Source organism: Delftia sp. CH05 (assembly GCF_009827015.1).
Lineage (GTDB): Bacteria > Pseudomonadota > Gammaproteobacteria > Burkholderiales > Burkholderiaceae_C > Comamonas > Comamonas tsuruhatensis.
The window spans coordinates 24,721-49,594 of record NZ_WUMG01000023.1 but is presented as its reverse complement, the minus strand read 5'-3'; the positions used below and the strand labels follow the sequence as shown (position 1 = coordinate 49,594).

Annotated in this window: 26 protein-coding genes; 24 read left to right on the top strand and 2 right to left on the bottom strand. The window is 63.9% G+C overall.

Features of this window, described 5'->3' with window-relative positions:
* Positions 1–63: 63 nt before the first annotated feature.
* Together GRX31_RS18065 and GRX31_RS18060 are read left to right on the top strand one after the other, a co-directional pair.
* The gene (locus GRX31_RS18065) at positions 64–1,035 is read left to right on the top strand and encodes an IS5 family transposase (RefSeq protein ID WP_160854071.1); all 972 of its coding nucleotides are present in this window, start codon (positions 64–66) and stop codon (positions 1,033–1,035) included.
* Between the two features lie 327 nt (positions 1,036–1,362).
* A complete protein-coding gene (locus GRX31_RS18060; RefSeq protein WP_160854069.1) occupies positions 1,363–2,637 on the top strand; it encodes an NAD(P)/FAD-dependent oxidoreductase in 1,275 nt (424 codons plus the stop codon).
* Between the two features lie 304 nt (positions 2,638–2,941).
* Here GRX31_RS18060 and GRX31_RS18055 read toward each other — a convergent pair whose 3' ends face one another.
* Positions 2,942–3,925, bottom strand: a complete 984-nt coding sequence (locus GRX31_RS18055; RefSeq protein WP_160854129.1) for an IS5 family transposase — start codon at positions 3,923–3,925, stop codon at positions 2,942–2,944.
* A gap of 74 nt (positions 3,926–3,999) precedes the next feature.
* Positions 4,000–4,926: a LysR substrate-binding domain-containing protein gene (locus GRX31_RS18050; protein ID WP_160854067.1), complete on the bottom strand. Its 927-nt coding sequence runs from the start codon at positions 4,924–4,926 to the stop codon at positions 4,000–4,002.
* Positions 4,927–5,039: 113 nt separating this feature from the next.
* On the opposite strand from GRX31_RS18050, the gene GRX31_RS18045 reads away from it, so the two are divergent.
* The 22 genes from GRX31_RS18045 (at position 5,040) to GRX31_RS17940 (ending at position 24,859) form a co-directional block, all read left to right on the top strand.
* Positions 5,040–5,705, top strand: a complete 666-nt coding sequence (locus tag GRX31_RS18045) for a DsbA family oxidoreductase (RefSeq protein WP_160854065.1) — start codon at positions 5,040–5,042, stop codon at positions 5,703–5,705.
* 36 nt (positions 5,706–5,741) lie between these two features.
* Positions 5,742–6,701 carry a TIGR03571 family LLM class oxidoreductase gene (locus tag GRX31_RS18040; RefSeq protein WP_160854063.1) on the top strand — a complete coding sequence of 320 codons (960 nt, stop codon included), beginning with the start codon at positions 5,742–5,744 and terminating at the stop codon, positions 6,699–6,701.
* 43 nt (positions 6,702–6,744) lie between these two features.
* Entirely contained in the window at positions 6,745–7,404 is a 660-nt protein-coding gene (locus GRX31_RS18035) for a DsbA family protein (protein ID WP_160854061.1), read from the top strand.
* 137 nt (positions 7,405–7,541) lie between these two features.
* Positions 7,542–8,714 carry an FAD binding domain-containing protein gene (locus GRX31_RS18030; protein WP_160854059.1) on the top strand — a complete coding sequence of 391 codons (1,173 nt, stop codon included), beginning with the start codon at positions 7,542–7,544 and terminating at the stop codon, positions 8,712–8,714.
* A gap of 206 nt (positions 8,715–8,920) precedes the next feature.
* Positions 8,921–9,835 carry a LysR family transcriptional regulator gene (locus GRX31_RS18025; RefSeq protein ID WP_160854057.1) on the top strand — a complete coding sequence of 305 codons (915 nt, stop codon included), beginning with the start codon at positions 8,921–8,923 and terminating at the stop codon, positions 9,833–9,835.
* A gap of 23 nt (positions 9,836–9,858) precedes the next feature.
* A complete protein-coding gene (locus GRX31_RS18020; protein ID WP_160854055.1) occupies positions 9,859–10,086 on the top strand; it encodes an EexN family lipoprotein in 228 nt (75 codons plus the stop codon).
* A 217-nt stretch (positions 10,087–10,303) separates the two neighbouring features.
* On the top strand, positions 10,304–12,325 hold the full coding sequence (locus GRX31_RS18015) for a conjugal transfer protein TraG (RefSeq protein ID WP_160854053.1): 2,022 nt from the start codon (positions 10,304–10,306) through the stop codon (positions 12,323–12,325).
* Positions 12,322–12,768 carry a ribbon-helix-helix protein, CopG family gene (locus GRX31_RS18010; RefSeq protein WP_160854051.1) on the top strand — a complete coding sequence of 149 codons (447 nt, stop codon included), beginning with the start codon at positions 12,322–12,324 and terminating at the stop codon, positions 12,766–12,768. Before GRX31_RS18015 ends, GRX31_RS18010 begins: the two co-directional genes overlap by 4 nt.
* Positions 12,765–13,802, top strand: coding sequence for a P-type conjugative transfer ATPase TrbB (trbB, locus tag GRX31_RS18005; protein WP_160854049.1), 1,038 nt, complete (start codon positions 12,765–12,767; stop codon positions 13,800–13,802). The genes GRX31_RS18010 and trbB overlap by 4 nt, the downstream gene beginning before the upstream one ends.
* Positions 13,799–14,176 (top strand): TrbC/VirB2 family protein, encoded by a 378-nt coding sequence (locus tag GRX31_RS18000; protein WP_160854047.1) that lies wholly within the window; start codon positions 13,799–13,801, stop codon positions 14,174–14,176. Before trbB ends, GRX31_RS18000 begins: the two co-directional genes overlap by 4 nt.
* Entirely contained in the window at positions 14,173–14,457 is a 285-nt protein-coding gene (locus GRX31_RS17995) for a VirB3 family type IV secretion system protein (RefSeq protein ID WP_160854045.1), read from the top strand. The genes GRX31_RS18000 and GRX31_RS17995 overlap by 4 nt, the downstream gene beginning before the upstream one ends.
* 9 nt (positions 14,458–14,466) lie before the next feature.
* On the top strand, positions 14,467–16,944 hold the full coding sequence (gene trbE / locus GRX31_RS17990; protein ID WP_160854043.1) for a conjugal transfer protein TrbE: 2,478 nt from the start codon (positions 14,467–14,469) through the stop codon (positions 16,942–16,944).
* Positions 16,941–17,705 (top strand): P-type conjugative transfer protein TrbJ, encoded by a 765-nt coding sequence (trbJ, locus tag GRX31_RS17985; protein ID WP_160854041.1) that lies wholly within the window; start codon positions 16,941–16,943, stop codon positions 17,703–17,705. The genes trbE and trbJ overlap by 4 nt, the downstream gene beginning before the upstream one ends.
* 12 nt (positions 17,706–17,717) lie before the next feature.
* Positions 17,718–19,079, top strand: coding sequence for a P-type conjugative transfer protein TrbL (gene trbL, locus GRX31_RS17980; protein WP_160854039.1), 1,362 nt, complete (start codon positions 17,718–17,720; stop codon positions 19,077–19,079).
* A 42-nt stretch (positions 19,080–19,121) separates the two neighbouring features.
* A complete protein-coding gene (trbF, locus tag GRX31_RS17975; protein WP_160854037.1) occupies positions 19,122–19,826 on the top strand; it encodes a conjugal transfer protein TrbF in 705 nt (234 codons plus the stop codon).
* Positions 19,823–20,836, top strand: a complete 1,014-nt coding sequence (gene trbG, locus GRX31_RS17970; RefSeq protein ID WP_160854035.1) for a P-type conjugative transfer protein TrbG — start codon at positions 19,823–19,825, stop codon at positions 20,834–20,836. Before trbF ends, trbG begins: the two co-directional genes overlap by 4 nt.
* Before the next feature lie 2 nt (positions 20,837–20,838).
* Positions 20,839–22,110, top strand: coding sequence for a TrbI/VirB10 family protein (locus tag GRX31_RS17965; RefSeq protein WP_160854033.1), 1,272 nt, complete (start codon positions 20,839–20,841; stop codon positions 22,108–22,110).
* Positions 22,107–22,352, top strand: a complete 246-nt coding sequence (locus GRX31_RS17960; RefSeq protein ID WP_160854031.1) for a DUF2274 domain-containing protein — start codon at positions 22,107–22,109, stop codon at positions 22,350–22,352. Before GRX31_RS17965 ends, GRX31_RS17960 begins: the two co-directional genes overlap by 4 nt.
* A 99-nt stretch (positions 22,353–22,451) precedes the next feature.
* Positions 22,452–22,766 (top strand): hypothetical protein, encoded by a 315-nt coding sequence (locus GRX31_RS17955; protein WP_160854029.1) that lies wholly within the window; start codon positions 22,452–22,454, stop codon positions 22,764–22,766.
* Positions 22,763–23,131 carry a helix-turn-helix domain-containing protein gene (locus tag GRX31_RS17950; RefSeq protein ID WP_160854027.1) on the top strand — a complete coding sequence of 123 codons (369 nt, stop codon included), beginning with the start codon at positions 22,763–22,765 and terminating at the stop codon, positions 23,129–23,131. Before GRX31_RS17955 ends, GRX31_RS17950 begins: the two co-directional genes overlap by 4 nt.
* Positions 23,128–24,018, top strand: coding sequence for an ImmA/IrrE family metallo-endopeptidase (locus GRX31_RS17945; protein ID WP_160854025.1), 891 nt, complete (start codon positions 23,128–23,130; stop codon positions 24,016–24,018). The genes GRX31_RS17950 and GRX31_RS17945 overlap by 4 nt, the downstream gene beginning before the upstream one ends.
* Positions 24,011–24,859 carry a thymidylate synthase gene (locus GRX31_RS17940; RefSeq protein ID WP_202396628.1) on the top strand — a complete coding sequence of 283 codons (849 nt, stop codon included), beginning with the start codon at positions 24,011–24,013 and terminating at the stop codon, positions 24,857–24,859. The genes GRX31_RS17945 and GRX31_RS17940 overlap by 8 nt, the downstream gene beginning before the upstream one ends.
* Positions 24,860–24,874: the final 15 nt, after the last annotated feature.

Genomic DNA, 24,874 nt, shown 5'->3' with positions numbered 1-24,874 from the left:
GTCTGCAAAACCCCTCGTCACTCCGACTGGCGCGGAGCGTGATCGGCAGGGACGATGCGGGTCATGGATCAGATCACGCTGGGCCTTGACCCGCTGCCCAAGAGGACCCGCAAGGAAGTCTTCCTCGACGAGATGAACCAGGTCGTGCCCTGGGCCGCGCTGGTGGCGCTGATCCAGCCGCACGCCCGCGGCGCGCATCAAGCCCTGGGCGGCCGTCCGCCGTTCCCCATCGAGACCATGCTGCGCATCCACTGCCTGCAGCTGTGGTGGAACCTCAGCGACCCGGCCATGGAAGAAGAGCTGCACGAGCGCCCGCTCTACCGCCGCTTCGTTGGCCTGGACGGTGCGGCCCGCATGCCCGACGAGACCACCATCCTGCGCTTTCGGCACCTGCTGGAGAAGCAGCAGCTTGCCCCGCAGGTGCTGACCCTCATCAACACCGGCCTGGCCCAGCAGGGCCTGTTGCTCAAGACCGGCACCGTGGTGGACGCCACCATCATTGCCGCACCAAGTTCGACCAAGAACCAGGACGGCGAGCGCGACCCCGAGATGCACCAAACCAAGAAGGGCAATCAATGGCACTTCGGCATGAAGGCGCACATCGGGGTGGATGCCGACTCGGGGCTCGTACACAGCGTCATCGGCACGGCGGCCAACGTCAACGACGTGACGCAGGCCGCAGGCTTGCTGCACGGTGAGGAGCGCGACGCCTGGGGTGACGCGGGCTACCAGGGCGTGGCCAAGCGGGAAGAGCTGCAGGGCAGCGCGACCCGCTGGCATATCGCCATGCGACCGGGCAAGCGAAAGGCGCTGAGCGCCGAGCGCGAGCTGCACCGACTGCTGGAGAAGGCCGAGCGCCTGAAGGCCAGCGTGCGGGCCAAGGTCGAGCACCCATTCCGCGTGATCAAGCAGCAGTTCGGCTACGCCAAGGTGCGCTACCGCGGGCTGGCCAAGAACACCGCGCGGCTGACGATGCTGTTTGCGCTGGGGAACTTGTGGATGGCGCGCAGGCAGTTGCTGGGAGCGCAGGGATGAGTGCGTCTGCAAGGCGCCAAAGCGGCGCTGTGAGGCGAGAAATCGCCGCTCGGCCCGCGTCGATCACGTGCCCAACGAAGTGGACGTCGGCATCACGAAACACAAACCCCGCTGCAGCGCTCATCAAGCGCGCCGAACGGGGTTTTGCAGACCTTCCTTAGAGCGAACGATTTGAGAGAGCGTGCTATGAATTCTCGTATAACGCTTGGACTCTATTGGGAAAATTAAGCAATCATGATGATGATGATGGAATATCGTTCATAAGTTTTCGTCACACAACGAATTCCCCTGAATTCATAACACGCTCTAACCACGAAAGGAGATGATATGACAGGCAAATCCAACGCCGCCCAGGCGCAGGTCGTCCGACTCCTGGGGCATCGCGACTCCGCAGAAGCGTGGGAGATTCGCGATTTTCTCAAACGAAGTGTCGTTGAATTTCAGTGGATCGAACTTACTAGCGACGAAGACTGCCGAGCAGCCCTCGGACTTCCAACCCTCGCGAACGTGCGCTTACCTGTCGTCGAACTGCCGGGCGGCGAGCAGCTATTCGGCCCTTCTTTACGCGATGTCGCAGCGCGGCTTGGTTTCGTCACGAAGCCAAAGCTTCGGGAATATGACCTGTCGATTTACGGGGCAGGGCCTGCCGGCTTATCTGCTGCGGTGTACGCCGCATCTGAGGGTCTGCGCACAGTTCTAATCGAGCGCAGTGCCGTTGGGGGACAGGCTGGCACCACGTCGATGATCGAAAACTACTTGGGGTTTCCGCAAGGTATCAATGGTGCCGACCTGGCTGAGCGCGCGCGTCAGCAAGCCGTTAAGTTCGGCGTCGAACTGTTGATGATGCAAGAGGGGGTGAAGTCAGAGTTTCATGACAACCGTATTTGGACCGACTTGGCTGATGGTGGAAAAATGGTGGCGCGCGCAAACATCTGCGCCACTGGCGTCGAATGGCGCCGATTGAATCTCCCAAATGAAGACCGCCTTCTCGGCCGCGGCCTCTACTATGGAGCGGGAGCCAGTGAGGCACCATTCTGTGCCGATGAGGACGTATTTGTAGTTGGTGGTGGTAACTCAGCAGGGCAAGCTGTGATGCATCTCGCTGCTCATGCTCGGAGTGTCACAATGCTTGTGCGGGACAAGGCTCTTGCTGCATCGATGTCTCAATATTTATCAGAGAGAATCCTGGCGGAGCCAAATGTTCAAGTGCGCTACGAAGTTGAGATTACTGGACTTGAGGGCAAAAACACTCTTCAACGAATTGAGGTGACCTCTCGCAGTACCAGGATTTCCGAATGGGCCGCGACGCCTCGCCTCTTTGTGGCGATTGGTGGGGTTCCCAACACGGATTGGGCTATCAATACGCCCATCATCAGAGATCCCGGGGGATACTTAATTACCGGACCAGATCTGCTGAAGAAAGATTGCCTGCCTAAGTGCTGGCCATTGGAGCGGGCACCATACTACCTAGAGACATCGGTTCCTGGTTCGTTCGCTGCTGGAGACGTCCGACATCGTTCGATCAAGCGCGTCGCGACGGCTGCCGGCGAGGGTGCAATGGCTGTCGCCTTTGTTCATCGTTATCTGGAGGAGGTGGCGTGAGGCGTAAGGTGACCCTGCCAAAAATCAGGCATCCCAAAGACCTGAAAGAAGGCGCCCTATCCGATGTGTACAGCGCGATGCATTTTTCCACTTGTCGGCTATAAATGGTGCCCCGCCGTACTTTCTTGTTGATCGACACGTGATGTTCATTGATTTAGCGAAATCTAAGGAGCCGCTGAACAATGATTGCGCGAGGCGCTGAACGACGTGTATGTCGAGCGATCGCGAGTTCGCCGATCGACGGTTTGCGCGTAATGCGGGTGGGCCGTGCGCTCGAACCCTCTTTCGAGGCCGATCGGCGCCTTCAAAACGCACCTCGGGCATCGAGCGCGAGCAGCCGCCTTCGCGCCAACACCAGGTTCGCCAGCGCAAACAGGCTGTGCAGTTGCGCGGTGTTCTTCGCCAAGCCCTTGTAGCGGGCCTTTCTGTGGCCGAACAGGTTCTTGATCACATGGAACGGGTGCTCGACCTTCGCGCGGATGCGCGCCTTCACGCGCTCGATCTCGTCGCTCAGTCGGCCCGCCGCAGTCGTCTTGTCGAGTTGCCTGCGCTTGCCCGGGCGCATCGCAACATGCCAGCGCACAGCCTTCGCATCGCCCAGCTTGTGCGCACCCTGGTAGCCCGCATCGCCGAAGGCATCGGTCTCCTCGCCATCCAGCAGCGCATGGGCCTGCGTCACATCGTGGACATTGGCCGCCGTGGCGATGACCGTGTGCACCAGCCCGCTGTCGGCATCCACCGCGATGTGCGCCTTCATCCCGAAGTGCCACTGGTTGCCCTTCTTCGTCTGGTGCATGTCGCAGTCGCGGGCCTGATCCTTGTTCTTCGTGGACGGCGGCGCGGCAATGATGGTGGCGTCCACGATGGTGCCCGCGCGCATCAGCAGGCCGCGCGCGGCCAAGTGGGCGTTGATCTCGTCGAACAGCGCACGTGTGAGATCGTTGCGCTCCAGCAGGCGCCTGAACTTCAGCAAGGTGGTCGCATCGGGCACGGACTCGCGGCCCAGGTCGATGCCCACGAACTCGCGCAGCACGGGCATGTCGTAGGGCGCGTCTTCCAGGGCCTCGTCGGCCAGCGCATACCACTGCTGCAGGCAATACATGCGCAGCATCTTGGCCGCCCCGATGAGCTGGCGGCCCACGCGACCGCTCGTGGGGTACAGCGGCTCGACCACGGCCTGCAGGCGCGCCCACGGCACCAGCCGCTCCATCTCCGCCAGGAACTTCTCGCACCGCGTGCGCCGGCCCTTGGCCGCTTGCTCGGCACTTGCAAAGCTCAGTTGCTTCATCGCCATGCCCTATCGTTCTTCAACACCACCGGCTTTGCATGCGGCGTGCCGGCTAGGAATTGATCAGCGGTTCCCTAGCTCGAAGAGTCCGAGAAAGCGCCAGAGTTCGTGATTCGATGCTGGAGGAAATGAAGCAGCGCATGTACCTTGCGCGAGTAGCGGCGGTTTGGAAGATACGCGGCATAGACACAGACGGTCTGGTCGAGCGGGTTGATCGAGTAGTCTTCGAACAGCCGCCGCAGGCGCCCCGCCACAACGTCGCCCTCCACGAGCCACTGGGGGAGCAGCGCAATGCCAAACCCACTGATGACAGCCTCGCGCAGCACATCCGAGTTGTTGACGGCAAGCCTGCCGTTGACCTCGACATGTTCGGTGTTGTCCGATCGGGTGAACGACCAGCGCTGCGGCCCCGCTTGGTACGCAAAACGCAGGCACTCATGGTGGTGCAAATCTTCTGGTGATGCAGGAACACCGTTGTGCTCCAGGTAGTCCTGGCTTGCGACTACATAGCGGTGGTGATCCGCCAGGTGCTTGACGATCAAATTAGGTTGGTTGGCAGGGGAGCCGATGCGCACTGCGACGTCAATGCGTTCCGAGGCCAGATCCACATACGCATCCGAGAGCACCAAGTCCAAAGAAACGCGGGGGTTCTGCTGCAGGAAGCTTGCAATGTGCGGGCCCAGGCACAAGCGGCCGAAGGTCACGGGCATGGAAACCCGCAGCGGCCCAACGGCTTCCTCGCCCGTGTCGGACACGCTGCCATCGGCCTCCTCAAGGTCTGACAGTACCCGCGTGACTTGTTCCAGATAGGCAGCGCCGGCATCCGTCAGCTTCACTTGGCGGGTTGTGCGCGTGAGCAAAGCGCTTCCGAGGGACGCTTCCAGTGCGTCCATCAGCCGCGTCACCGACGAGGTGGCAACCCCCATGCGGCGGGCCGCCTTCGAAAAGCCTCCCGTTTCGGCAACGTCCATGAATGCTCTCAGAGCCAGAAGCTTGTCCACACGATGGCCTTTTGTTTTGCGCTCAGTGCAACGCTTATTTGCGTTGAGTACATATTCATATATTCAAACGCAAAGCTTAAAGTCTTTCCATCGTCAACACAAGGAGTCTTCACATGAATCCCGTCGAAATCCAAGTCACATACGACTTCATCTGCCCGTGGTGCTGGATTGGCCACGAACACCTCAAGGCCGCGCTCAAGGAAGCGAATCTGGAGGTCGCGCCGACCGTGAAATACCTCCCCTATGAACTCAATCCGGCCATGCCCAAGGACGGCCAGAACCGCAAGGCCTACCGCAGCGCCAAGTTCGGCAGTTGGGTTCGCTCGCAGGCCATGGATGCCGACGTGACACTGGCGGGCAAGCGCGCCGGCGTCGAATTCAACTACGACCGTGTGGAAGTCACGCCCAACACGCGCTTGGCCCACCGCCTGATGTTCTTTGCGCAAGGTAAGGGCGATGTCGCCAAGACCGCAGCGCTGTTCGAAGCCATTTTTTCCGCCTATTTCTCCGAAGGGCAGAACATTGGCACGGCCGAGGTGCTGGTGAAGCTGGCAGAGCGCGCCGGATTCGACGCGGATGCAGTGCGCAGCTTACTGGCGACGAATGACGGCGAGCGGGAGGTCGTCGCGGATGAACTGCGAGCCCAGGTCGCAGGTATCCGCTCGGTTCCGACGGTTCGAATTGACGGCGTTCCAGTCAGCGGTGCCCAACCCGCTTCCGTATTGGCTCAAGTGCTTCGCAGCGCAGCCGGCGACATGGTCGTTGACGCGGCGGTCTGAGTCTCCCGGAACGTTCCTTCAGCGAAAGAAATGACCATGGCCTCATTCAACCTTGCCTATGACCGCGTGCTGGCCCCGAGTCGGCTGTCGCTCGGGCTGATGACGCCGCTTGCCCGCCAGCTTGGCACGATGGCAGACCCGGCCCTTGAACGCCTCGCTGCCATCCGGGCCGACGATCATGGCTTCGCGGCACTTTGGACGCGCGATGTGCCGCTCATGGTGCCGCAAGGGACTGAGCTTGAGACGGCTGCCCTTGATGACCCCTTCGTCTGGTTGGCGACCTTCGCCGCAGCCACGAAGCGGGTGGCACTGGGAACAGCCGCCGCCGTTCTTCCGTTGCGCCATCCGCTGCATCTGGCCAAGTCGGCCTTGTCGCTAGACCGGCTCTCGGGTGGCCGCTTCATCCTCGGTGTCGGGTCCGGCGACAGGGAGGCCGAGTTTGCAGCGTTCGGGCAAGAGGCCGCGCAGCGCGAAGCGTTGTTTCGCAAGCATTGGGCCTTGTTGCGCGCGGCACTGTCGCCGGAAGCGGTGGAGCGTCGGCTTCTTCTTGACGCCACTGGCGGCTACGACGTGGCGGCCGTAACGGCGAAGCGCATTCCGATGCTGGTCGTGGGCTCGGCGCGCCAGACCTTGCAGTGGATCGCCCGCAACGCCGACGGTTGGGCCTCATACCACCGCGACGAAGCGCGGCAGCAGGGACGCATCGGACTCTGGCAATCGGCGCTCGCGGAGCGGGCAGAAAGCCAGCAAAAGCCATTCGTTCAATCCTTGCATCTCGACTTGCTTGAGGACGCTGACGCGCCGGCTCAACCCATTGAGTTGGGCATGCGCACCGGACGCAAGGCCCTGGTCGGGTATCTCGCCCGCCTGGAGGCGATGGGCGTGAGGCATGTGCTGCTCCATCTGGCGCGAGGTCCCCGGTCGGTACTCGACATCATCGACGAACTGGGCCTGGATGTCCTTCCGTCTTTCCTTTCCAAGCCAGTTGCTGCGTAGCGGTGGTAACGGCCGTATTTAGAAACATCAACTGGAACTCACCATGTCGAACCAAGCGACCCTTCACTATGTCTACGACCCGTTCTGTGGGTGGTGCTATGGCGCAGCCCCCTTACTGAGCGCCGCGTCCGAACTTGAAGGGCTGAAGATCGTTCCGCACGGCGGCGGCATGCTGGCCGACGCTGGCGCCAAGATGATGTCCGAGGAATGGCGCGAGTTCGTGCGCCCGCATGAAACGCGCATCACCGCGTTGAGCGGCCAGAGGTTCGGAGAGGCCTACAAGGCCGGAACGCAATTCAACTACGACGTGGTGCTCGACTCGGCGCCGCCGACGGCGGCCATGCTTGCAGCCGAGGAAATCAATGGGTCGGGACTTCGGATGCTCAAGCGCCTGCAAACCGCCTACTACGTTGACGGCAGGTCGATCGCGGACCGGGCAGAGCTGACCCGAATCGCGGGTGAACTCGGCTTGGACGAAGTGCGCTTCTCCGCTGCATTCGATCGCGCCAGCGCAGAGCTTGCTGAGCATTTTGAAGAAACCCGCACGCTGCTCCAGCGCGTGGGCGGGAGAGGCTTCCCCACCCTGGCCCTGGAGAAGGATGGGAAGTTGCAGATGCTGCCCCTCGGCCAGTTCCTCGGGAAGCCGGACGAGTTCCGCCAGACGCTCGAAAGTCTGCTGGCGCCCGCCACGCTCAATACATAAGTCTCACCGCCCGCACTCCGGGATGAGTGCGTCGATAGCGTTGCGAAATTCGCAACGCCAGTTTGCGGTTGTAGCGTATTCGCGTAATTCACTGCAAAGACTAACCTTCACACATCGCAATTCATTCGGAGAGATTTATGGCCACTACTGCAACAACCCAGCCCCGCGCGCTCATCATCGGAGGCTCTCTTGGCGGACTTTTCACCGCTACGACGCTGCGGGCCGCAGGTTGGGACGTCGATATCTTCGAGCGCTCGCCGCATGAACTGGACAGCAGAGGTGGTGGCGTTGTGCTGCAGAGCGACGTGCTGTCGGCATTCCATTTCGCTGGGATTCAGACCGGTGGCGCGCTCGGCGTGCAGTCGGGCGACCGCATCTATCTGGACCAGGCCGACCGGGTCATTCATCGCAGTTTCATGCCCCAGACGCAGACGTCCTGGAACATGCTCTATAGCAAGATGAAAGCGCACCTGCCCGCCCAGATATTTCATCCGGGTGAGCAGTTCGTCCGCTTCGAGCAGGTCGGCGACCGCATTACCGCCTATTTCGCAAGTGGCCGCGTCGAAACCGGGGATCTACTGGTCGGCGCCGATGGTGCGCGTTCCGCAGTCCGCGAGCAAGTCACCGCCGGTCTTGCACCCACTTATGCCGGGTATGTCGCCTGGCGTGGCCTGGTTCCTGAAAAGGAACTTCCGGCGAGCGCAGCCGACGTTCTCAAGGGCACCTTTGCCTTTCAGCAGGGGCCCGGCCACCTGATGCTCGAATACCTTGTCCCCGGCGAAGACCAATCGACCCAGGAAGGCCAGCGCCGCTGGAACTGGGTGTGGTACCTGAAGGTCGCCCATGGTGAGGAACTCTCGTCGCTGATGACCGACCGCTTCGGCAAGCGCCATGCGTTCTCGCTGTCTCCGGGCACCCCGAAGGACGAAGACCTCGCTCGCCTGGCGCAGACATCGAAGAACCTGCTCGCGCCAACCTTCCAGACCTTGGTCGAAGCCACAAAGGAACCGTTCGTTCAGGCCATCCTGGATCTGCAGGTGGAACAGATGGTGTTCGGCAGAGCCATTTTGCTGGGCGACGCCGCCTTTGTGCCGCGCCCGCATACCGCAGGCAGCACCGCCAAAGCTGCCGCCAACGCCCTGGCGCTGGCCCAGGCGTTGCAGCCGGCGGGCATCGACATTGATGCGGCACTGTCGGATTGGCAGAACGGGCAACTGCGGGAAGGCATCGGCATGACCGAGTGGGGTATGAACATGGGCGATCGCATCATGGGCATCCCGCGCGGCAGCGCCATGTCGAAGGACGTTTGAGGGATGCGCCGATTTATGAATACGTCCTTCAGGTCAAGGGCGGCAGGACCTTCGGAAGTCTGACGATCACTGAGGACGCGAGTGAATATATGGCTATCGACACTCATGCTCATGGTGTTGCGCACGCTCTTCAGATTTTTTGTAGTTGGACGGTGTGATGCACCGGATCGTCATTCAAGTTTGGCGGGACAGTATGAGGGGGGTATATGGAGCTTCGTCATTTGCGTTGTTTTGTGGCTGTCGCCGAAGAGTTGCACTTTGCGCGTGCCGCTGAGCGGCTGCACATCGATCAATCGCCGCTATCGCGCACCATCAAGGAACTGGAAGAAGAACTCGGCGCACGGCTGTTCGTTCGCACCACTCGCAGCACGCAATTGACCCGTGCAGGTCAGTCGTTCCTTATGCATGTGCCGCGCGTCTTCGCGGCGCTGGAACAGGCTCGCGATAGCGTGAAGTCCGCCACCAATGGCTTTCATGGGCAGTTGCGCATTGCCCTGTCGGATGGCGTCACGCCATCGCGTTTGCCCGCCTTGCTGGCGCGCAGCCGCGAGGAAGATCCCGAGGTGGAAATCCGGCTGTTCCAGGTGCCCATGGATCAACAGATCAAGGGCTTGCACGATGATTTTTATGACGTGGGTTTCTCGATGGCGGAAGACGCGGGCAACGGCATCCTGGTCACGCCCGCATGGGAAGATGAATTGATGGTGGCTGTGCCGGCCCGCCATCCCGTGCTCGCCTTCAAGCAGATTCCGCTGGAGGAAGTGCTGCGCTACCCCTTGGTGCTGGGCGACCCCGCAGTATGCGAAGGCCATGTTCGCCAGGTAGATCGCTTTCTCTGCAAGCTCGATCAAGAGCCATTGATCGCGCAGCGCGTGGCGACCTTTGACTTGATGATGACCTTGGTTTCAGCCGGCCTTGCCCTAGGCCTAGCCGGCACGGCCCACATCGCTTCCAACCGCGAGCCCGGTGTCGTAGGCCGCCCCTTGGCAGGCAAGCCTCCGATGCTGATGACCTATCTGCTGCTCCGCGACGCAGAGCCTTCCGAGATGTTGGCCCGGTTCATCGAACGAGTGGCCTTTCTTGATTCGGCGGATGACCTGGGTGCCACGGAAGACTCCTGACCCACCAGATGAAGGACTGAACCATGAACAAGCTGACGCTGTTGATACTGGCCGCTACGCTGACCGCTTGCGACCAATCCCAACCTTCGGAAACCGTGGACTTCCTCGTGGCCCATCCCGACCGCATCAAGGAAATCCAGAGGCTGTGCAAGGAAGACCGTGCAAAGGTCGGTGAAGAACTCTGCCGCCGCGCTGCCGAAGCCGCTAATCGGCGCTTTTTCGGTGATCGACCGGAGCAGAAATCCAAGTAGCTCCGCTCGCAGTCGCTTTGCCGCGACAAAGTTATCTCCGGTAGCTCATCCCGCCGCAACGCGCCCGCGTTCGCGGCGCTTTTATTGCCTTCGCCACAGCAAGAAGTCTGGCTTTTTCGGCCCGAATCACCGCCATAACGGCCTTTGACCGGCCTGCGCTCGCGCCTTGATCCTCGGTACTGCGGCACCTGTGTGTGTCGTGATTGGAGGCAAGGTCATGCAAGGGACGAACGTGCTGTTCGGTCAGATCGCCGTCGTATTCAGCATCGTGATCGCCGGCGTGTGGGGAGCTACACAATGGACAGCCGCCGCCCTGGGCTACCAGCTACGCCTGGGCTCGCCCTGGTTCGACTTCTTCGGTACGCCGGTCTATCACCCTTGGCGCTTGTTCGAGTGGTGGTTCTTCTTCGACGCCTATGCTCCGCGCGTTTTCGACATTGGTGGCGCGATCGCGGGCGGTAGCGGCCTGGTGGCCGTGGTGGTCGCCATCGGCATGTCGATCTGGCGCTCACGCCAGTCCAAGCTGGTCACGACTTACGGCTCGGCGCGGTGGGCCAACGTGGAGGACATTCGCAAGGCGGGACTGTCGAACCCGGCGGGCCTCTTCCTTGGCCAGCATCGCGGCGAGTATCTGCGGCACGAAGGGCCGGAGCATGTTCTGAGCTTCGCGCCCACGCGCTCAGGCAAGGGCGTGGGTCTTGTGGTGCCGACGCTGCTGTCCTGGCCCGCATCGGCCGTCATCCACGACATCAAGGGCGAGAACTGGCAGATCACCTCCGGCTGGCGCTCGCGCTTCTCGCACTGCCTGCTGTTCAACCCGACCGATGCGAAGTCGGCGGCCTACAACCCGCTACTGGAGGTGCGGCGCGGCGCGCATGAAGTGCGCGACGTGCAGAACATCGCGGACATCCTGGTCGATCCCGAAGGCGCGCTGGAGCGGCGCAACCACTGGGAGAAGACTTCGCACGCACTGTTGGTCGGGGCCATCCTGCATGTGCTCTACGCGTGCGAAGACAAGACGCTGCGCGGCGTGGCGAACTTCCTCTCCGATCCGGCCTGCCCGTTCGAGCTGACCCTGCACCGGATGATGACAACGCCGCACCTCGTGAACGAGGAAGGTGGTGGCCCGCATCCAGTGGTGGCATCGGCCGCGCGCGAAGTCCTGAACAAGAGCGACAACGAGCGTTCCGGCGTGTTGAGCACCGCCATGTCGTTCCTTGGCCTGTACCGCGATCCCACGGTGGCCGAAGTCACTTCGCGCTGCGACTGGCGCATTGCCGACCTGATCGCTGCAGAGCATCCGGTGTCGCTGTATCTGGTGGTACCGCCTTCGGACATCAGCCGCACCAAGCCGCTGATCCGCCTGATCCTCAATCAGATCGGGCGTCGCTTGACCGAATCGCTCGATGGCAGCGACGGCATCGCGCGCCGCCACAAGCTGCTGCTGATGCTCGACGAATTCCCGGCGCTGGGGCGCCTGGACTTCTTCGAGACGGCCTTGGCCTTCATGGCGGGCTACGGTATCCGTAGCTTCCTCATCGCGCAGTCGCTCAACCAGATCGACAAGGCGTATGGGCAGAACCATTCGATTCTCGACAACTGCCATGTACGGGTGACGTTCGCCACCAACGACGAGCGCACGGCCAAGCGGATTTCCGAAACCCTGGGCACCGCGACCGAGCTGCGTGCGCAGCGCAACTACGCGGGCCATCGGCTCGCGCCCTGGCTGGGGCACCTGATGGTGTCGCGCCAGGAAACGGCTCGGCCTCTGCTCACGCCGGGCGAGGTGATGCAGCTTCCGCCCGACGAAGCCGTGGTAATGGTATCCAGCGTCGCGCCGATCAAGGCCAAGAAGCTGCGTTACTACGCGGACGCGAACTTCAAGCAGCGCGTATTGGCGCCGCCTGTGCTGGCCGCCGCCTCAATTTCAGACCGCTATGCCGACGCGCCTCCGGCGCGCGCTGATGACTGGAGCGGCCTGGCGATTCCCGCTGTTCCTGCGGCAACGGCCATTGAAGCCGCCGATGGCATCGGCAGTGCCGACGACGGTGGCCCGCGCCGCCAGCCCGAACTCACGGAGGCCGTCGCCTACGACCCCGAGGGCACCGCGCCCGCGACCGACCTCGCGCTGCTCGATGACGACGAATCACCGCGTCCCCTTCCGCGCCAGCTCGACCCGGCCCTGCAGCGCGCGGCTCGGCTGGCATCCCTCGACCCTGACGACGGAATCGATCTATGAGCCAGCACCGCCTGAATCTCTTCATCCAGCCCGAGCACGCCAAGCGGCTCGATGAGCTGGCCGCCAAGAAAGGCGTGTCCAAGTCCAGCATCGTCGCTGCTGCCTTGGCGTTCTGGCTGTCGCCGGATGCCGCCGACCAGTGCGAGGCGGCCATTGCCAAGCGGCTGGATCGCCTATCTCGCCAGGCCGAGCGCATGGAGCGCGACCAGAACATCCAGATCGAGACGCTGGCGCTGTTCATCCGCTACTACCTCACGGTGAGCACGCCAGTGCCGGAGACCCATCAGGAAGCCGCGCGCGCCCAGGGTAAGGCGCGCTTTGAGCAGTTCGTCGAACAGCTTGGCCGCCACCTGCTGCGCGGGCGCAGCCTGGTGCGGGATGTGGTGGAGGAACTGAATCCGGACCCCGCCCGCGTGGATGACGCACAGGAGCGCGCCCTATGAGCGCCGTTCCTTTCTCCTTCACGGCCATGTCGCTGGATCGCCGCATCCAGATGCTGCGCACTGCGATGGGGCCGCTGATCGCCGCCGCGCTCGAAGACCCGGACGTGGTGGAGATCATGCTCAACCCCGACCGGACGCTCTGGATCGACCGGCTGTCCACGGGCCGTGCGCCGATGGGCGTGGAGCTGTCCGAAGCCGATGGGGAACGCATCATCCGGCTGGTCGCCGCCCATGTCGGCGCCGAGGTGCATCGCGGTCAGCCGCTCCTGACGGCCGAGCTGCCCGAAACCGGCGAACGCTTCGAGGGCATCCTGCCGCCGGCTGCGCCAGGCCCAGCCTTCGCGCTGCGCAAGCGCGCCGTGGGCGTGATCCCGCTGTCGCGCTACATCGAGGGCGCCATGATGACCGCCGAACAGGCGGGCCTGCTGGTGCGCGCCGTGCTCGAGCGCCAGAACATCCTGATCGCCGGCGGCACCAGCACGGGCAAGACCACGCTGGCCAATGCGCTGCTGGCTGAGATCGCCGCCACCGGCGACCGGGTGCTGGTGCTCGAAGACACGGTGGAGCTGCAATGCGCGGCCCGCGACCACGTACCGCTGCGCACGCGCCAGGGCGTGGTGTCCATGACAGAGCTGGTGCGCTCCTCCATGCGCCTGCGGCCCGACCGCGTGGTGGTTGGCGAAGTGCGTGGGGCCGAGGCGCTGGATCTCATCAAGGTGTGGGGCACCGGCCATCCCGGCGGCATCGCCACGATCCACGCCGGCTCCGCTCTGGGCGCGCTGCTGCGCCTGGAGCAACTGATTCTCGAAGTGGCGGTGAACCCGCCCCGTGCGCTGATCGCCGAGGCGGTCAACGTGGTCATCCACATCGCCGGGCGTGGGCACAAGCGCCGCATCGAGAGCATCGCCCGCGTCGTCGGCTTCGACAGTGCGGGCTATCACCTGGTGGACGCGCTGGAGGCTCCATTCCCGGAGCTGCCGCCGCAGTCCGACCTTTCCTCCCTGTCCCCTGACCACTCTGGAGAACTGCCATGACGCACGTTGATGCTTTCCGTATTTCCGCAAATCCGCTTCGCCGGCCCGCACGGCTGGACGGCCTGGCTCGCCCGGCCCTGCAAGGCCTGATGCTCGCGGCGCTGATGCTGCTGCTTGCGGGCACCGCGCAGGCCGCCGGTTCGTCGATGCCTTGGGAAGGCCCCTTGCAGTCGATCTTGGAGTCGATTCAAGGTCCTGTGGCGCGCATCGTGGCCGTCATCATCATCATCGCCACGGGCCTCGCGCTCGCCTTCGGCGACACGTCGGGCGGTTTCCGCAAGCTGATCCAGATCGTATTCGGCCTGTCCATCGCGTTCGCGGCATCGAGCTTCTTCCTGTCCTTCTTCAGCTTTTCGGGCGGGGCCGTCGTATGAACGCGGCCCACGATGGAGCGCAAGGCTTTGCGCCCGGTTTCGAGGTGCCGCTGCATCGCTCGCTGACCGAGCCGATCCTGCTGGGCGGCGCGCCGCGCACCGTGGCGATTGCCAACGGCACGCTGGCCGCCGCCGTGGGCCTGGGCCTGCAACTGTGGGTTCCGGGCGTGGTGCTCTGGATCGCCGGCCACTCGCTGGCGGTCTGGGGCGCGCGCGTCGACCCGCAGTTCATGCAGGTCTTCGCGCGCCACATCAAGCACCGGCCGCTGCTGGACGTGTGAGGTGATGCCATGCTGAACCTTGCCGAATACCGCCAGCGGCCCGCACTGCTGGCCGACTGGCTGCCCTGGGCCGGGCTGGTGGCGGCGGGCGTCGTCTTGAACAAGGACGGCAGCTTCCAGCGCACGGCGCGGTTCCGCGGGCCCGATCTCGACAGCGCGACGCAGGGCGAGCTGATCGCCACGTCGGCGCGCTTGAACAACGCGCTGCGCCGGCTGGGCTCGGGCTGGGCGATGTTCATCGAGGCCGAGCGCCGCCCGGCCGCTGACTACCCGTACTCGGAGTTCCCCGAGCCGCTGTCCTGGCTGGTGGACGAGGAGCGCCGGGCCGCCTTCGAGGAATCGGGCAACCACTTCGAGAGCGGCTACCACCTGACGCTGCAGTACCTGCCTGCGGAGGAATCGCGTGCCCGAGCGGCAGGCTTGCTCTACGAGAACAAGCCGACCGAAGGCGTGGACTGGCGCGAGCGTCTTGCGGCCTTCATTGCGGAAACGGATCGCGTCTTCGACCTGCTCGATGGCGTGATGCCGGAGATCGCATGGCTCGATGACGGACAGACACTGACCTATCTGCACGCTACGGTTTCCACGCGGCGCTATCGCTTGGCCGTGCCGGAAGTGCCGTTCCACCTCGACGCGTTGCTGGCCGATGCGTCGTTGATCGGCGGCCTGGCGCCCATGCTCGGCGACCAGCATCTGCGCGTGGCGACGGTGCGCGGCTTCCCGACCTCGACCTGGCCGGGAATTCTGGACGACCTCAACCGCCTGGGCTTCGCGTACCGCTGGAGTACCCGCTTTCTCTGCCTCGACAAAGCCGATGCGGAAAAAGAACTCGCGCGCCTGCGCCGCCAGTGGTTCGCCAAGCGCAAGAACGTCATCGCGCTGCTGCGCGAAACGATCTTCCAGCAGGAAAGCCCGCTGGTAGATACCGACGCAAGCAACAAGGCGGCCGACGCCGATGCAGCCCTTCAGGAGCTGGGCGGCGATCAGGTAGCCTTCGGCTATCTGACGGCGACCGTGGTCGTCATGGACGCGGATGCGGCTGTGGCCGACGAGAAGCTGCGCATGGTGGAGCGTGTGATTCAGGGGCGTGGCTTCGTCACCATTCCTGAAACGCTCAACGCCGTGGATGCCTGGCTCTCGTCCATTCCGGGCCACGCCTACGCGAACGTGCGCCAGCCCATCGTCTCGACGCTGAACCTGGCGCACCTGATGCCGGTGTCCGCCGTCTGGGCCGGGCCGGAGAAGAACGCGCACCTCGACGGCCCGCCGCTGATCGTGACCCGCACCGAAGGCGCGACGCCGTTCCGGCTGGTGACGCACATCGGGGACGTAGGGCACACGCTCGTCGCTGGACCCACGGGTATGGGCAAGTCCGTCTTGCTCGCCACCTTGGCCATGCAGTTCCGCCGCTATCGCGGCTCGCGCATCTTCGCGTTCGACATGGGGCGCTCCATGCGCGCCACGATTCTGGGCCTCGGGGGCGAGCACTACGATCTCGGGGCCGATGGCGGCATCGCGTTCCAGCCGCTCGCTCGTGTCGACCGTGATGGCCAACGCACCTGGGCCGCTGAATGGATCGAAGGCCGCCTGCGCCACGAAGGCGTGACTGTCGGACCCGAAGAGAAGGCGGCTGTCTGGTCCGCCCTGGGCAGCCTGGCCGGCGCCCCGCTGGAGCAACGGACGATGACCGGCATGTCGGTACTGCTGCAATCGAATGTGCTGCGCCAGGCGCTGGGGCCCTATGTGCTCGGCGGCCCTCACGGCAAGCTGCTGGACGCGGACCACGATCGTCTGGGCGTGGCCGACGTGCAGTGCTTCGAGATGGAAGAGTTGATGCACAGCAAGGCCGCGGTGATGGCTACGCTGGGACATCTGTTTGCCCGCTTCGATGAACGCTTCGACGGTGCGCCCACGTTGCTGATCCTCGATGAAGCCTGGCTGTTCCTTGATGACCCGGTATTCGCGGCCCGTATCCGCCAGTGGCTGAAGACGCTGCGCAAGAAGAATGTCAGCGTCATCTTCGCCACGCAGTCGCTGGCCGACATCAAGGACTCCAGCATCGCGCCGGCCATCATCGAAAGCTGCGCGAGCCGTATCTTCCTGCCCAACCCGCAGGCGACCGAGCCGCAGATTCGCACGATCTACGAGGGCTTCGGCCTCAACAGCCGCCAGATCGAGATCGTGGCGACCGCGCAGCCCAAGCGCGACTACTACTACCAATCGCGTCTCGGCAACCGCCTGTTCGACCTCGACCTGGGGCCGGCGACGCTGGCCTTTGTGGGCGCTTCCACGCCGCAGGACCAGCGCGACATCGACGCGGTGCTCGCGGCGGCCACCACTTCCGCGTCTTCCGCTTCCTCCCCGTTCGCAGCCGCGTGGCTGCGCCATCGCAGCCTCGACTGGGCGGCCGAGCTGCTGCGAGAGTTTCCCGGCACGGCGCCGGGCGCCGCCGTTGTCCCCATCCATTCTCAGGAGAACCGACCATGAAGCTGTCTACCACCCCCAAGCCTCGGCTCGCCGCACTGGCCGCCGCCTGCGTGCTCGCCCTCGGCATCGCGCAGCCCGCGCACGCGCTGTTCGGCGTCGGCGACATCGTGCTCGACCCGACCAATCTGGTGCAGAACACGCTGACCGCCGTTCGCACGCTGGAGCAGATCAACAACCAGATTCAGCAGCTCCAGAACGAGGCGCGGATGCTCATCAACCAGGCCCGCAACCTGGCCAGCCTGCCGTCCAGCGTGGTGGGCCAGTTGCGCGCCAACCTGGCGACCACCCAGCGGCTGATTGCCCAGGCCAAGGGGATGGCCTACGACGTGGCGAACATCGACCGCGAATTCGCTCGCCTGTATCCCGAGCAGTACGCCGCAACGGTGAGCAGCAATCAGATGTACCAGGACGCTCAAGCACGCTGGAAGAACACGCTCAATGGCCTGCAGACCACCATGCAGATGCAGGCCCAGGCGTCGCAGAACCTGAGCGACGACGAGGGCGTGCTGGCCGACCTCGTGGGCAAGAGCCAGTCGGCCGAAGGCGCGCTGCAGGCGATGCAGGCCATGAACCAGCTGCTGGCGCTGCAGGCCAAGCAGTCGATCCAGATGCAGCGGTTGCAGATCACGCAGGACCGGGCGACCTCGCTGGAGCTGGCGCGGCAGGCCGCCGCCGTCGAGCGTGGCCGCGAGGTGACGCGCCGCTTCGTGGGCACCGGCACGCCGTACACGCCGCAGTCCGTGGATTTCTACAGCCGCTGACGGGGTTCGGCCATGAACGACGTTTCGGTCATCGACCGCTTCCTCGACACGTTCTCGCGCTACATCGATTCGGGCTTCGGCCTGCTGCAGGGCGAGGTGGCGTTCCTGATCGCGACGTTGATCGTCATCGACATGACGATCGCTGGGCTGTTCTGGGCAATGGGGCGCGCCACTGGCCAGGGCGAGGACGTGATCGCCAAGCTGATCCGCAAGGTGCTCTACGTGGGCGCCTTCGCCTACATCATCGGCAACTTCAACATGCTGGCCGGCATCGTGTTCCGGTCCTTCGCCGGCCTGGGCCTGACGGCCAGCGGCTCGACCTTGAGCATGAGCAACTTCCTGCAGCCCGGGCGGCTGGCCAAGACCGGCATCGATGCGGCGGCGCCCATCCTGGACCAGATCCGGGAGATGGCGGGCTTTCCCGAGGTGTTTATCAACGTCGCGCCCATCGTCGTGCTGTTCCTGGCCTGGTTCATCGTCATCCTGTGCTTCTTCGTGCTGGCGGTGCAGCTCTTCGTGACGCTGATCGAGTTCAAGCTGACCACACTGGCGGGCTTCGTGCTGGTGCCGTTCGCACTGTGGAACAAGACCGCGTTCCTGGCCGAGAAGGTGCTGGGCAACGTGGTCTCCTCGGGCATCAAGGTGCTGGTGCTGGCCGTCATCGTGGGCATCGGCACAGGGCTGTTTGCCCAGTTCCAGGTTCACCCCAGCGAACCGTCGATCGACCATGCATTGGTCATCATGCTGGCCTCGCTCTCGTTGCTCGCCTTGGGCATCTTCGGGCCGGGCATTGCCACCGGGCTGGTGTCCGGGGGACCGCAGCTCGGCGCGGGTGCGATGGCCGGCGCTGCCGTCGGCGCGGCCGGAGCCGCTGTCGCCGTCGGCGCCGCGGCCACGGGCGTGGGCAGCGCGGTGGTCGCCGGTGCCCGCATGGCGCCTGCCGCCGCCAAAGCGGTGGGGAACGGCGCCCGCACCATGGCATCCACGGTCAGCAGCGCCAGGTCGGCGTACCAAGCCGGCTCCGCTTCGGCCGGCGGCGGCCTCAAAGGCGCCGCCGCTGGCGTGGGCAACGTCGCCAAGACCGGCGCGCAGGCGGCCGGGCAGAAAGTGGCCGATGGCGCGCGCTCGATGACGGAGCGTGTCGCCGCCGCCTTCCAGCCCGATGACGCCGCATCGTCTTCAGGGGCAGGCGCCACAGCACAAGCCGCGAACAACGCTGACCCCGCGCCCCGATCCATCGAACAACCCGCCTGGGCCAAGCGCCTGCATCGCCGGCAGCAACTCACCCATGCCGCCACTACCGCCGCCCACACGCTGCGGGGCGGCGATGGCGGCAGCTCCAGCCAAGGCCCGAGCCTGCGGGACGACGGGTGAAGACGGATGGCCTTCGATTCCTGAACTTCAAGGAGAACCCTCATGCGATTCAAAAGACCCCAGGTGCGCTACGCCGACACACCGCAGCCCGCCACGCCGTACCAAGCCGCCGGCCAGGTGTGGGACGAGCGCATCGGCTCGCCGCGCGTGCAGGCCAAGAACTGGCGCTGGATGGCCTTCGGCTGCCTCGCGCTCGCGCTGCTGATGGCTGGTGGCTTGGTCTGGCGCTCGGCGCAGTCCATCGTCACGCCCTACGTGGTGGAGGTAGACAACGCGGGCCAGGTGCGCGCAGTCGGCGAAGCCGCCACGCCGTACCGGCCCAGCGACGCCCAAATGGCCTACCACCTCGGTCGCTTCATCGGCCTAGTGCGCTCGCTGTCTATCGACCCCATCGTGGTGCGGCAGAACTGGCTCGATGCCTACAACTACACCACTGACAAAGGCGCCGTGGTGCTCAACGACTATGCCCGCGTGAACGATCCCTTTGCGCGCATTGGCAAGGAGTCGGTGACGGTGCAGATCGCCAGCGTGACCCGCGCCAGCGACCAGTCGTTCAACCTGCGCTGGACGGAGACGCGCTATGTCAACGGCGCACTGGATCGCACTGAACGCTGGAACGCGGTGATTTCCATCGTGCAGCAGACCCCGCGCACCGAGCAACGCCTGCGCAAGAACCCCCTGGGCATCTACGTCAACGGACTGTCGTGGAGCCGCGAACTGGAAGGAAACGAAGGAGCAAAACCATGAATGCGTATTTCTGCAAATCCGCCTTGCCGGTGATCCTGCTGGCATCGGCCATCCTGTTCTCGGGCTGCGCCACGCAGGGCAAGCCGCCGCCGGTCATTTCGCTCGATGAGCCCGTCCAGGCGCAGCCGCTGCCCGAAGCACCGAAGCCGGTGGAGGTGGTCCCGGTGCCGCAGCCGCTCGCGCTGCCGGCGCAATTGAAGCCGCTGCCAGAGGCCGACGAGGTCAAGCCCGTGCCGGAACCCGCTGACGAGAAGGTACGGGTCTCGCGCGCCAATGCAGAGGCCCGCGTCGCGCCCACGCGCGAGGGCTACGTCAATGCAATCCAGGTCTGGCCCTTCACCGATGGCGCGCTGTACCAGGTCTATGCGGCCGTAGGCCGTGTGACGGTGGTTTCGCTACAGCCTGGCGAGGAACTGGTGACGGTCGCTGCCGGCGACACGGTGCGCTGGATCGTGGGCGACACATCGAGCGGCAGCGGTGATGCGCTGCGCGTCACTGTGATGGTGAAACCGATCCGCTCGGGCCTGAAGACCAATCTGGTCGTCACCACGAGCCGGCGCACCTATCTGCTGGAGCTGACCTCGACCGAGAAGACATGGATGGCTTCGGTGTCCTGGGAGTACCCCAAGGACAAGATGCTGGCCCTGCAGCGCCAGACGCAGGCGGCCAGCACTGCTGCGCCGGTCGATACCGGCCTGTCGCTGGAGAAGATCCGTTTCCGCTACGCGGTCAGCGGCAGCAATCCGCCGTGGAAGCCGCTGCGCGCCTTCGACGATGGCGAGAAGGTGTACATCCAGTTCCCGCCGGGCATTGCCCAGGGCGAGCTGCCGCCGCTGTTTGTGATCGGCGCGCAGGGCGACGGCCAACTCGTCAACTACCGATTCCGTTCGCCGTACTACATCGTGGATCGGCTGTTCGGCGCGGCCGAACTGCGCCTGGGCGCAGAAAAGGGTGACGTGGTGCGGATCGAGCGCACGGACGGGGTTTCGGGTGGCACGCGGAGGAACTGACCATGAGCCAGGACGACATTCTCGACCATGCCGTGCCGTCGCCGGGCAAGGTGGCACCCGAGGCGATGGCGCTACGTGCTCAGCCGCGTCCGGTCACGCGCCTGAACCGGCGCACACTAGCCATCCTCACTGGCGGCCTGTCGGTCGCCGTGCTCGGGGCCACGATCTGGTCATTGCAGCCGCACCGGCGCAATGCAGGCGAGCAGACCGAGCAGTACAACGTCGATCGCGTGTCCAAGTCCGAAGGGCTGGACGGCCTGCCCTCGGACTACTCCAAGCTGCCGGCGAAGGTGCCGGAACTGGGGCCACCACTACCGGGCGATCTTGGCCCGGCCATCGTGAAGTCCCAGCAGCCGGTGACACCCACCTTTGCGCCGCCGGGCCACGACCCGGAGGATGCACGGCGCAAGGAGGCCGATGCCGCGGCGGCTTCGTCGGTGTTCTTTCGCTCGGGCAGTCCGGGCAAGGCCGGCGCGCAGGCCGCAACACAAGTCGCGGCGACTGCGCCCGGCAACGCCTTGGCGGGCTTCGACCCTCTGGCGGCCGGACCAGCCTCTACGGCGGCCCAGCTGTCCGACCCGACCGCTGCGCAGAACCGGCAAGACCAGAAAGAGGCTTTCCTGAAAGGCGGTTCTACGGAAACCCGCAATTCCGGAAATCTGCAAAAGCCGGCATCGCCGTACCAGGTCATGGCTGGAACGGTGATCGCAGGCGCACTGGTGACGGGCATCAAGTCCGACCTGCCGGGCGACGTGATCGGCACGGTGACGGAGCCGGTCTACGACTCAGCCACGGGCAAGTTCCTGCTGATCCCGCAGGGCTCGCGCATCCTGGGCAAGTACAACAGCCAGGTGAGTTACGGGCAGAGCCGTGTGCAGGTGGTGTGGAACCGCATCATCCTGCCCGACACGTCTTCGCTGAAGCTCGACAACCTGGCAGGCACCGATCCGGCCGGCTATTCAGGGCTGGAGGATGGCGTCGATTGGCATTGGGATCGCGTCTTTGCCGGCGCGGCGTTGACCACGCTGCTGGGCGTGGGAGCCGAGCTGGCCGCGCCCGAGAACCGGCAGCACGGCAAGCGCATCGTGATCGCCGGGCGCGACAGCGCCCAGGACAGCATCAATCAGGTGGGCCAGGAGATGACCCGGCGCAACATGAACATCCAGCCGACGCTGACTAGTCGGCCGGGCCTGCCGGTGCGGATCATCGTCAACCGCGACTTGGTGCTACGGCCCTACCAGCCGCTTTTCTTCACTAGGGGCATCGCTAAATGAACACCGCCAAGAAGCTGCGGCTGGGGCCGCTCCCAAAGACTGAAAGTGTCAAGCTGACCTTCGTTTGCCCGGCTGGCCTGAAAGCCGACCTCGACCGCCATGCCGCGCTGCATGCACAGACCTACGGCGAGGCAGTGGACGCAATGGCGTTGATCTCGTACATGCTAGAGGCATTTATGGCTGGAGATCGGGGATTCAGGAAGCCGGGCAAGGCCAAGGTCACTCGTCCGAAGCCGGGTTGACTATGGCTTGTTGGGCTGCACCAGCGGAGCCGTTTGCAGAGATCCAAAAGTCTTGGTAAGATATTCTTACCGGCTGTAATGGCCCATATGGAGGTCCAAATGGATGCTGCTCTGATTCAGGCGACGCTCGTGGAAGTCCTGCAGAACATACAAGCGACGAGTGAGCTTGAATGCCCACCACTTGGTGGTGCGACGAAGCCCATCGAGGAACTGCCGAAGTTCGATAGCAAGATTTGGCCCGTAGCCATTGGCATGTTGGGTGCGAAGCTCGGGATCACCATCGACAATGACGTGAACATCTTCCGGCAGGATGATTCCTGCGTCGCGCTGACGATTGACGAGATCGTGGCAAAGGTCGTCGCGCTGGCAGAAGCGCAAGTCGTAGCTGAACCCAAGCAGGCGAACGCGCAATGACGGACAGCCCGAACGCCCAGCGTTCGGCGATCGCCGAACGACTGCGAGAGGCCAGAAAGGCCGCAGGCCTGTCTCAGGGCCAAGTGGCCAAGTTGCTGCAGATGCATCGCCCGACGATTTCCGAGATCGAGGCCGGCAATCGACGTGTTTCAGCAGAAGAACTCGTGAAATTCGCGGAGACCTACGACGTCACCGTTTCGTGGCTGCTTGGCGAAACAGCCGAACAACTCGAAATGAATGATCCACGACTTCAGCTTGCCGCGCGCGAATTGAGCAAGCTGAAGCCCGACGACCTGGATCGACTGCTACGGCTGCTGGCGTCGATGCGCAGCTCGGACGCCGAAGAGGGAGGAGAGAGTAAATGAGTGCTCAGCTCTCGAACACAACGGCCGCGGGGCGAAAAGCCCTGGTGATGCAAGGCATGCAGGCGTCGATCACTGCGCGCGTGAAGGCGGGCGTGGATCTCAAGAGTCCCACCTGTATCTATGGTTTGTGCGAGGCGCATAACGTCGCCGTGCGCTTCAACGATATCAATATGGAGGGCATGTACGACCGAACGCCGAAGCCGCGTATTCATGTCTCTGTCCTCAGGCCCTTGGCGAGACGAACTTTCACGTGCGCGCACGAACTGGGGCATCACGTCTTCGGGCACGGGTCGACCATTGACGAGTTGAGGGAAGACCAAGCGAATAACGCAGATCGACCTCCGAACGAGATTCTGGCTGACGCCTTTGCGGCCTTCGTCTTGATGCCAACGCTTGGTTTGCGAGAAGCTTTTGCGAAGCGCGGCCTGGACCCGAATCGCGCAACAGCCCTCGATATGTACGCCATTGCCTGCAACTTTGGTGTAGGGCAGGCGACTCTGGTGAATCACCTCGCCTACGGCATCAACATGATCAACCAAGCGCAGCGTGATCGCCTCGGGCGGATCACGCCAAAGATGATCCGCACGGAACTGCTGGGGGAGGTCGTGTCCACGCCGCTCACCGTAGCGGATCAGCACTGGAATTCGCCGACGCTCGACATTGAACAGGATGCGCTTGTGCTCCTTCCATCGGGTGTGGTTGTGGACGCCTCAATGCTGGTGCCCGAGCGTGAGTTAGCTGCCGGGCGACTTTTCCGCGCTGCAAAGTGCGGCATCACGCGAGTGGCAATACCCGGCACCCCGTGGGCAACCTATGTCCGTATCGCCCGGCGCCAGTACGTTGGTCTGGCTCGATTCCGTCACCTTGAGGAGACTGCAGATGAGTAAGCTTCCCCATTCGATCGGCCCGCTCCTCGTCGACGAGCCTGACATTTCGCGAGCCTGGGCCAAGGCCGTGCTTCACGTCATCGATCACGCGGGTCCCGAGATATCGCCCCTGATCCTGAGCGTGACTGGCTTCGATGAACGGGGTGCAGTTCCGGAAACGCCGGCCATCCGCGAGGCGCTCGATACGCTGCTTTCGGCCAAACGCATGCGCAGCGTGGACGATGTGGCGTTCACGATCTTTCCGCAGCGCTTGTGGCAGGTCGCGCAGGGCGATCGCGCCGCGCTGTTTCGATACTACAAGGATGCATTTCCCCGCTATCAAGCGATGAATCAGCGGGACAACCGCCGCGGTCTCTATTTCGAGCGAATGACCGGGTATGGGCGCGGCCCTTGCGATGGCAATCAGCTCGAATGGATCCTTTCCCAGTTCGAAGGACGGGAGGGCGTGCGGCGGTCGATGTTTCAAGCGAGCGTATTTGATCCAGCCCGAGACCATGTAGCTGACGCCCAGCTTCAGTTTCCCTGCCTTCAGCACGTCAGCTTCGAGCCGACCAAGCAGGGACTGGTCATCAACGCCTTCTACGCGACGCAGCAGCTGTTCGTGAAGGCATATGGCAACTACCTCGGCATTGCCCAGTTGGGCGCCTTCATGGCCCATGAAATGAAAACCAAGCTTTTGAGAATGAATGTCGTTGTCGGCGTCGCGAAGTTCGAGCGCATCTCCAAGTCTGATCCGGACCTGCAACCGCTGATCGCTGCGGCTCGTGCGAGTTTTCCTCTGAAGCATCAGGAGGCTGACACTGGCGATGTGCTCGCGACAGACGTAGAGATTGCAGCGTGAGGGTTGGAACCAGCA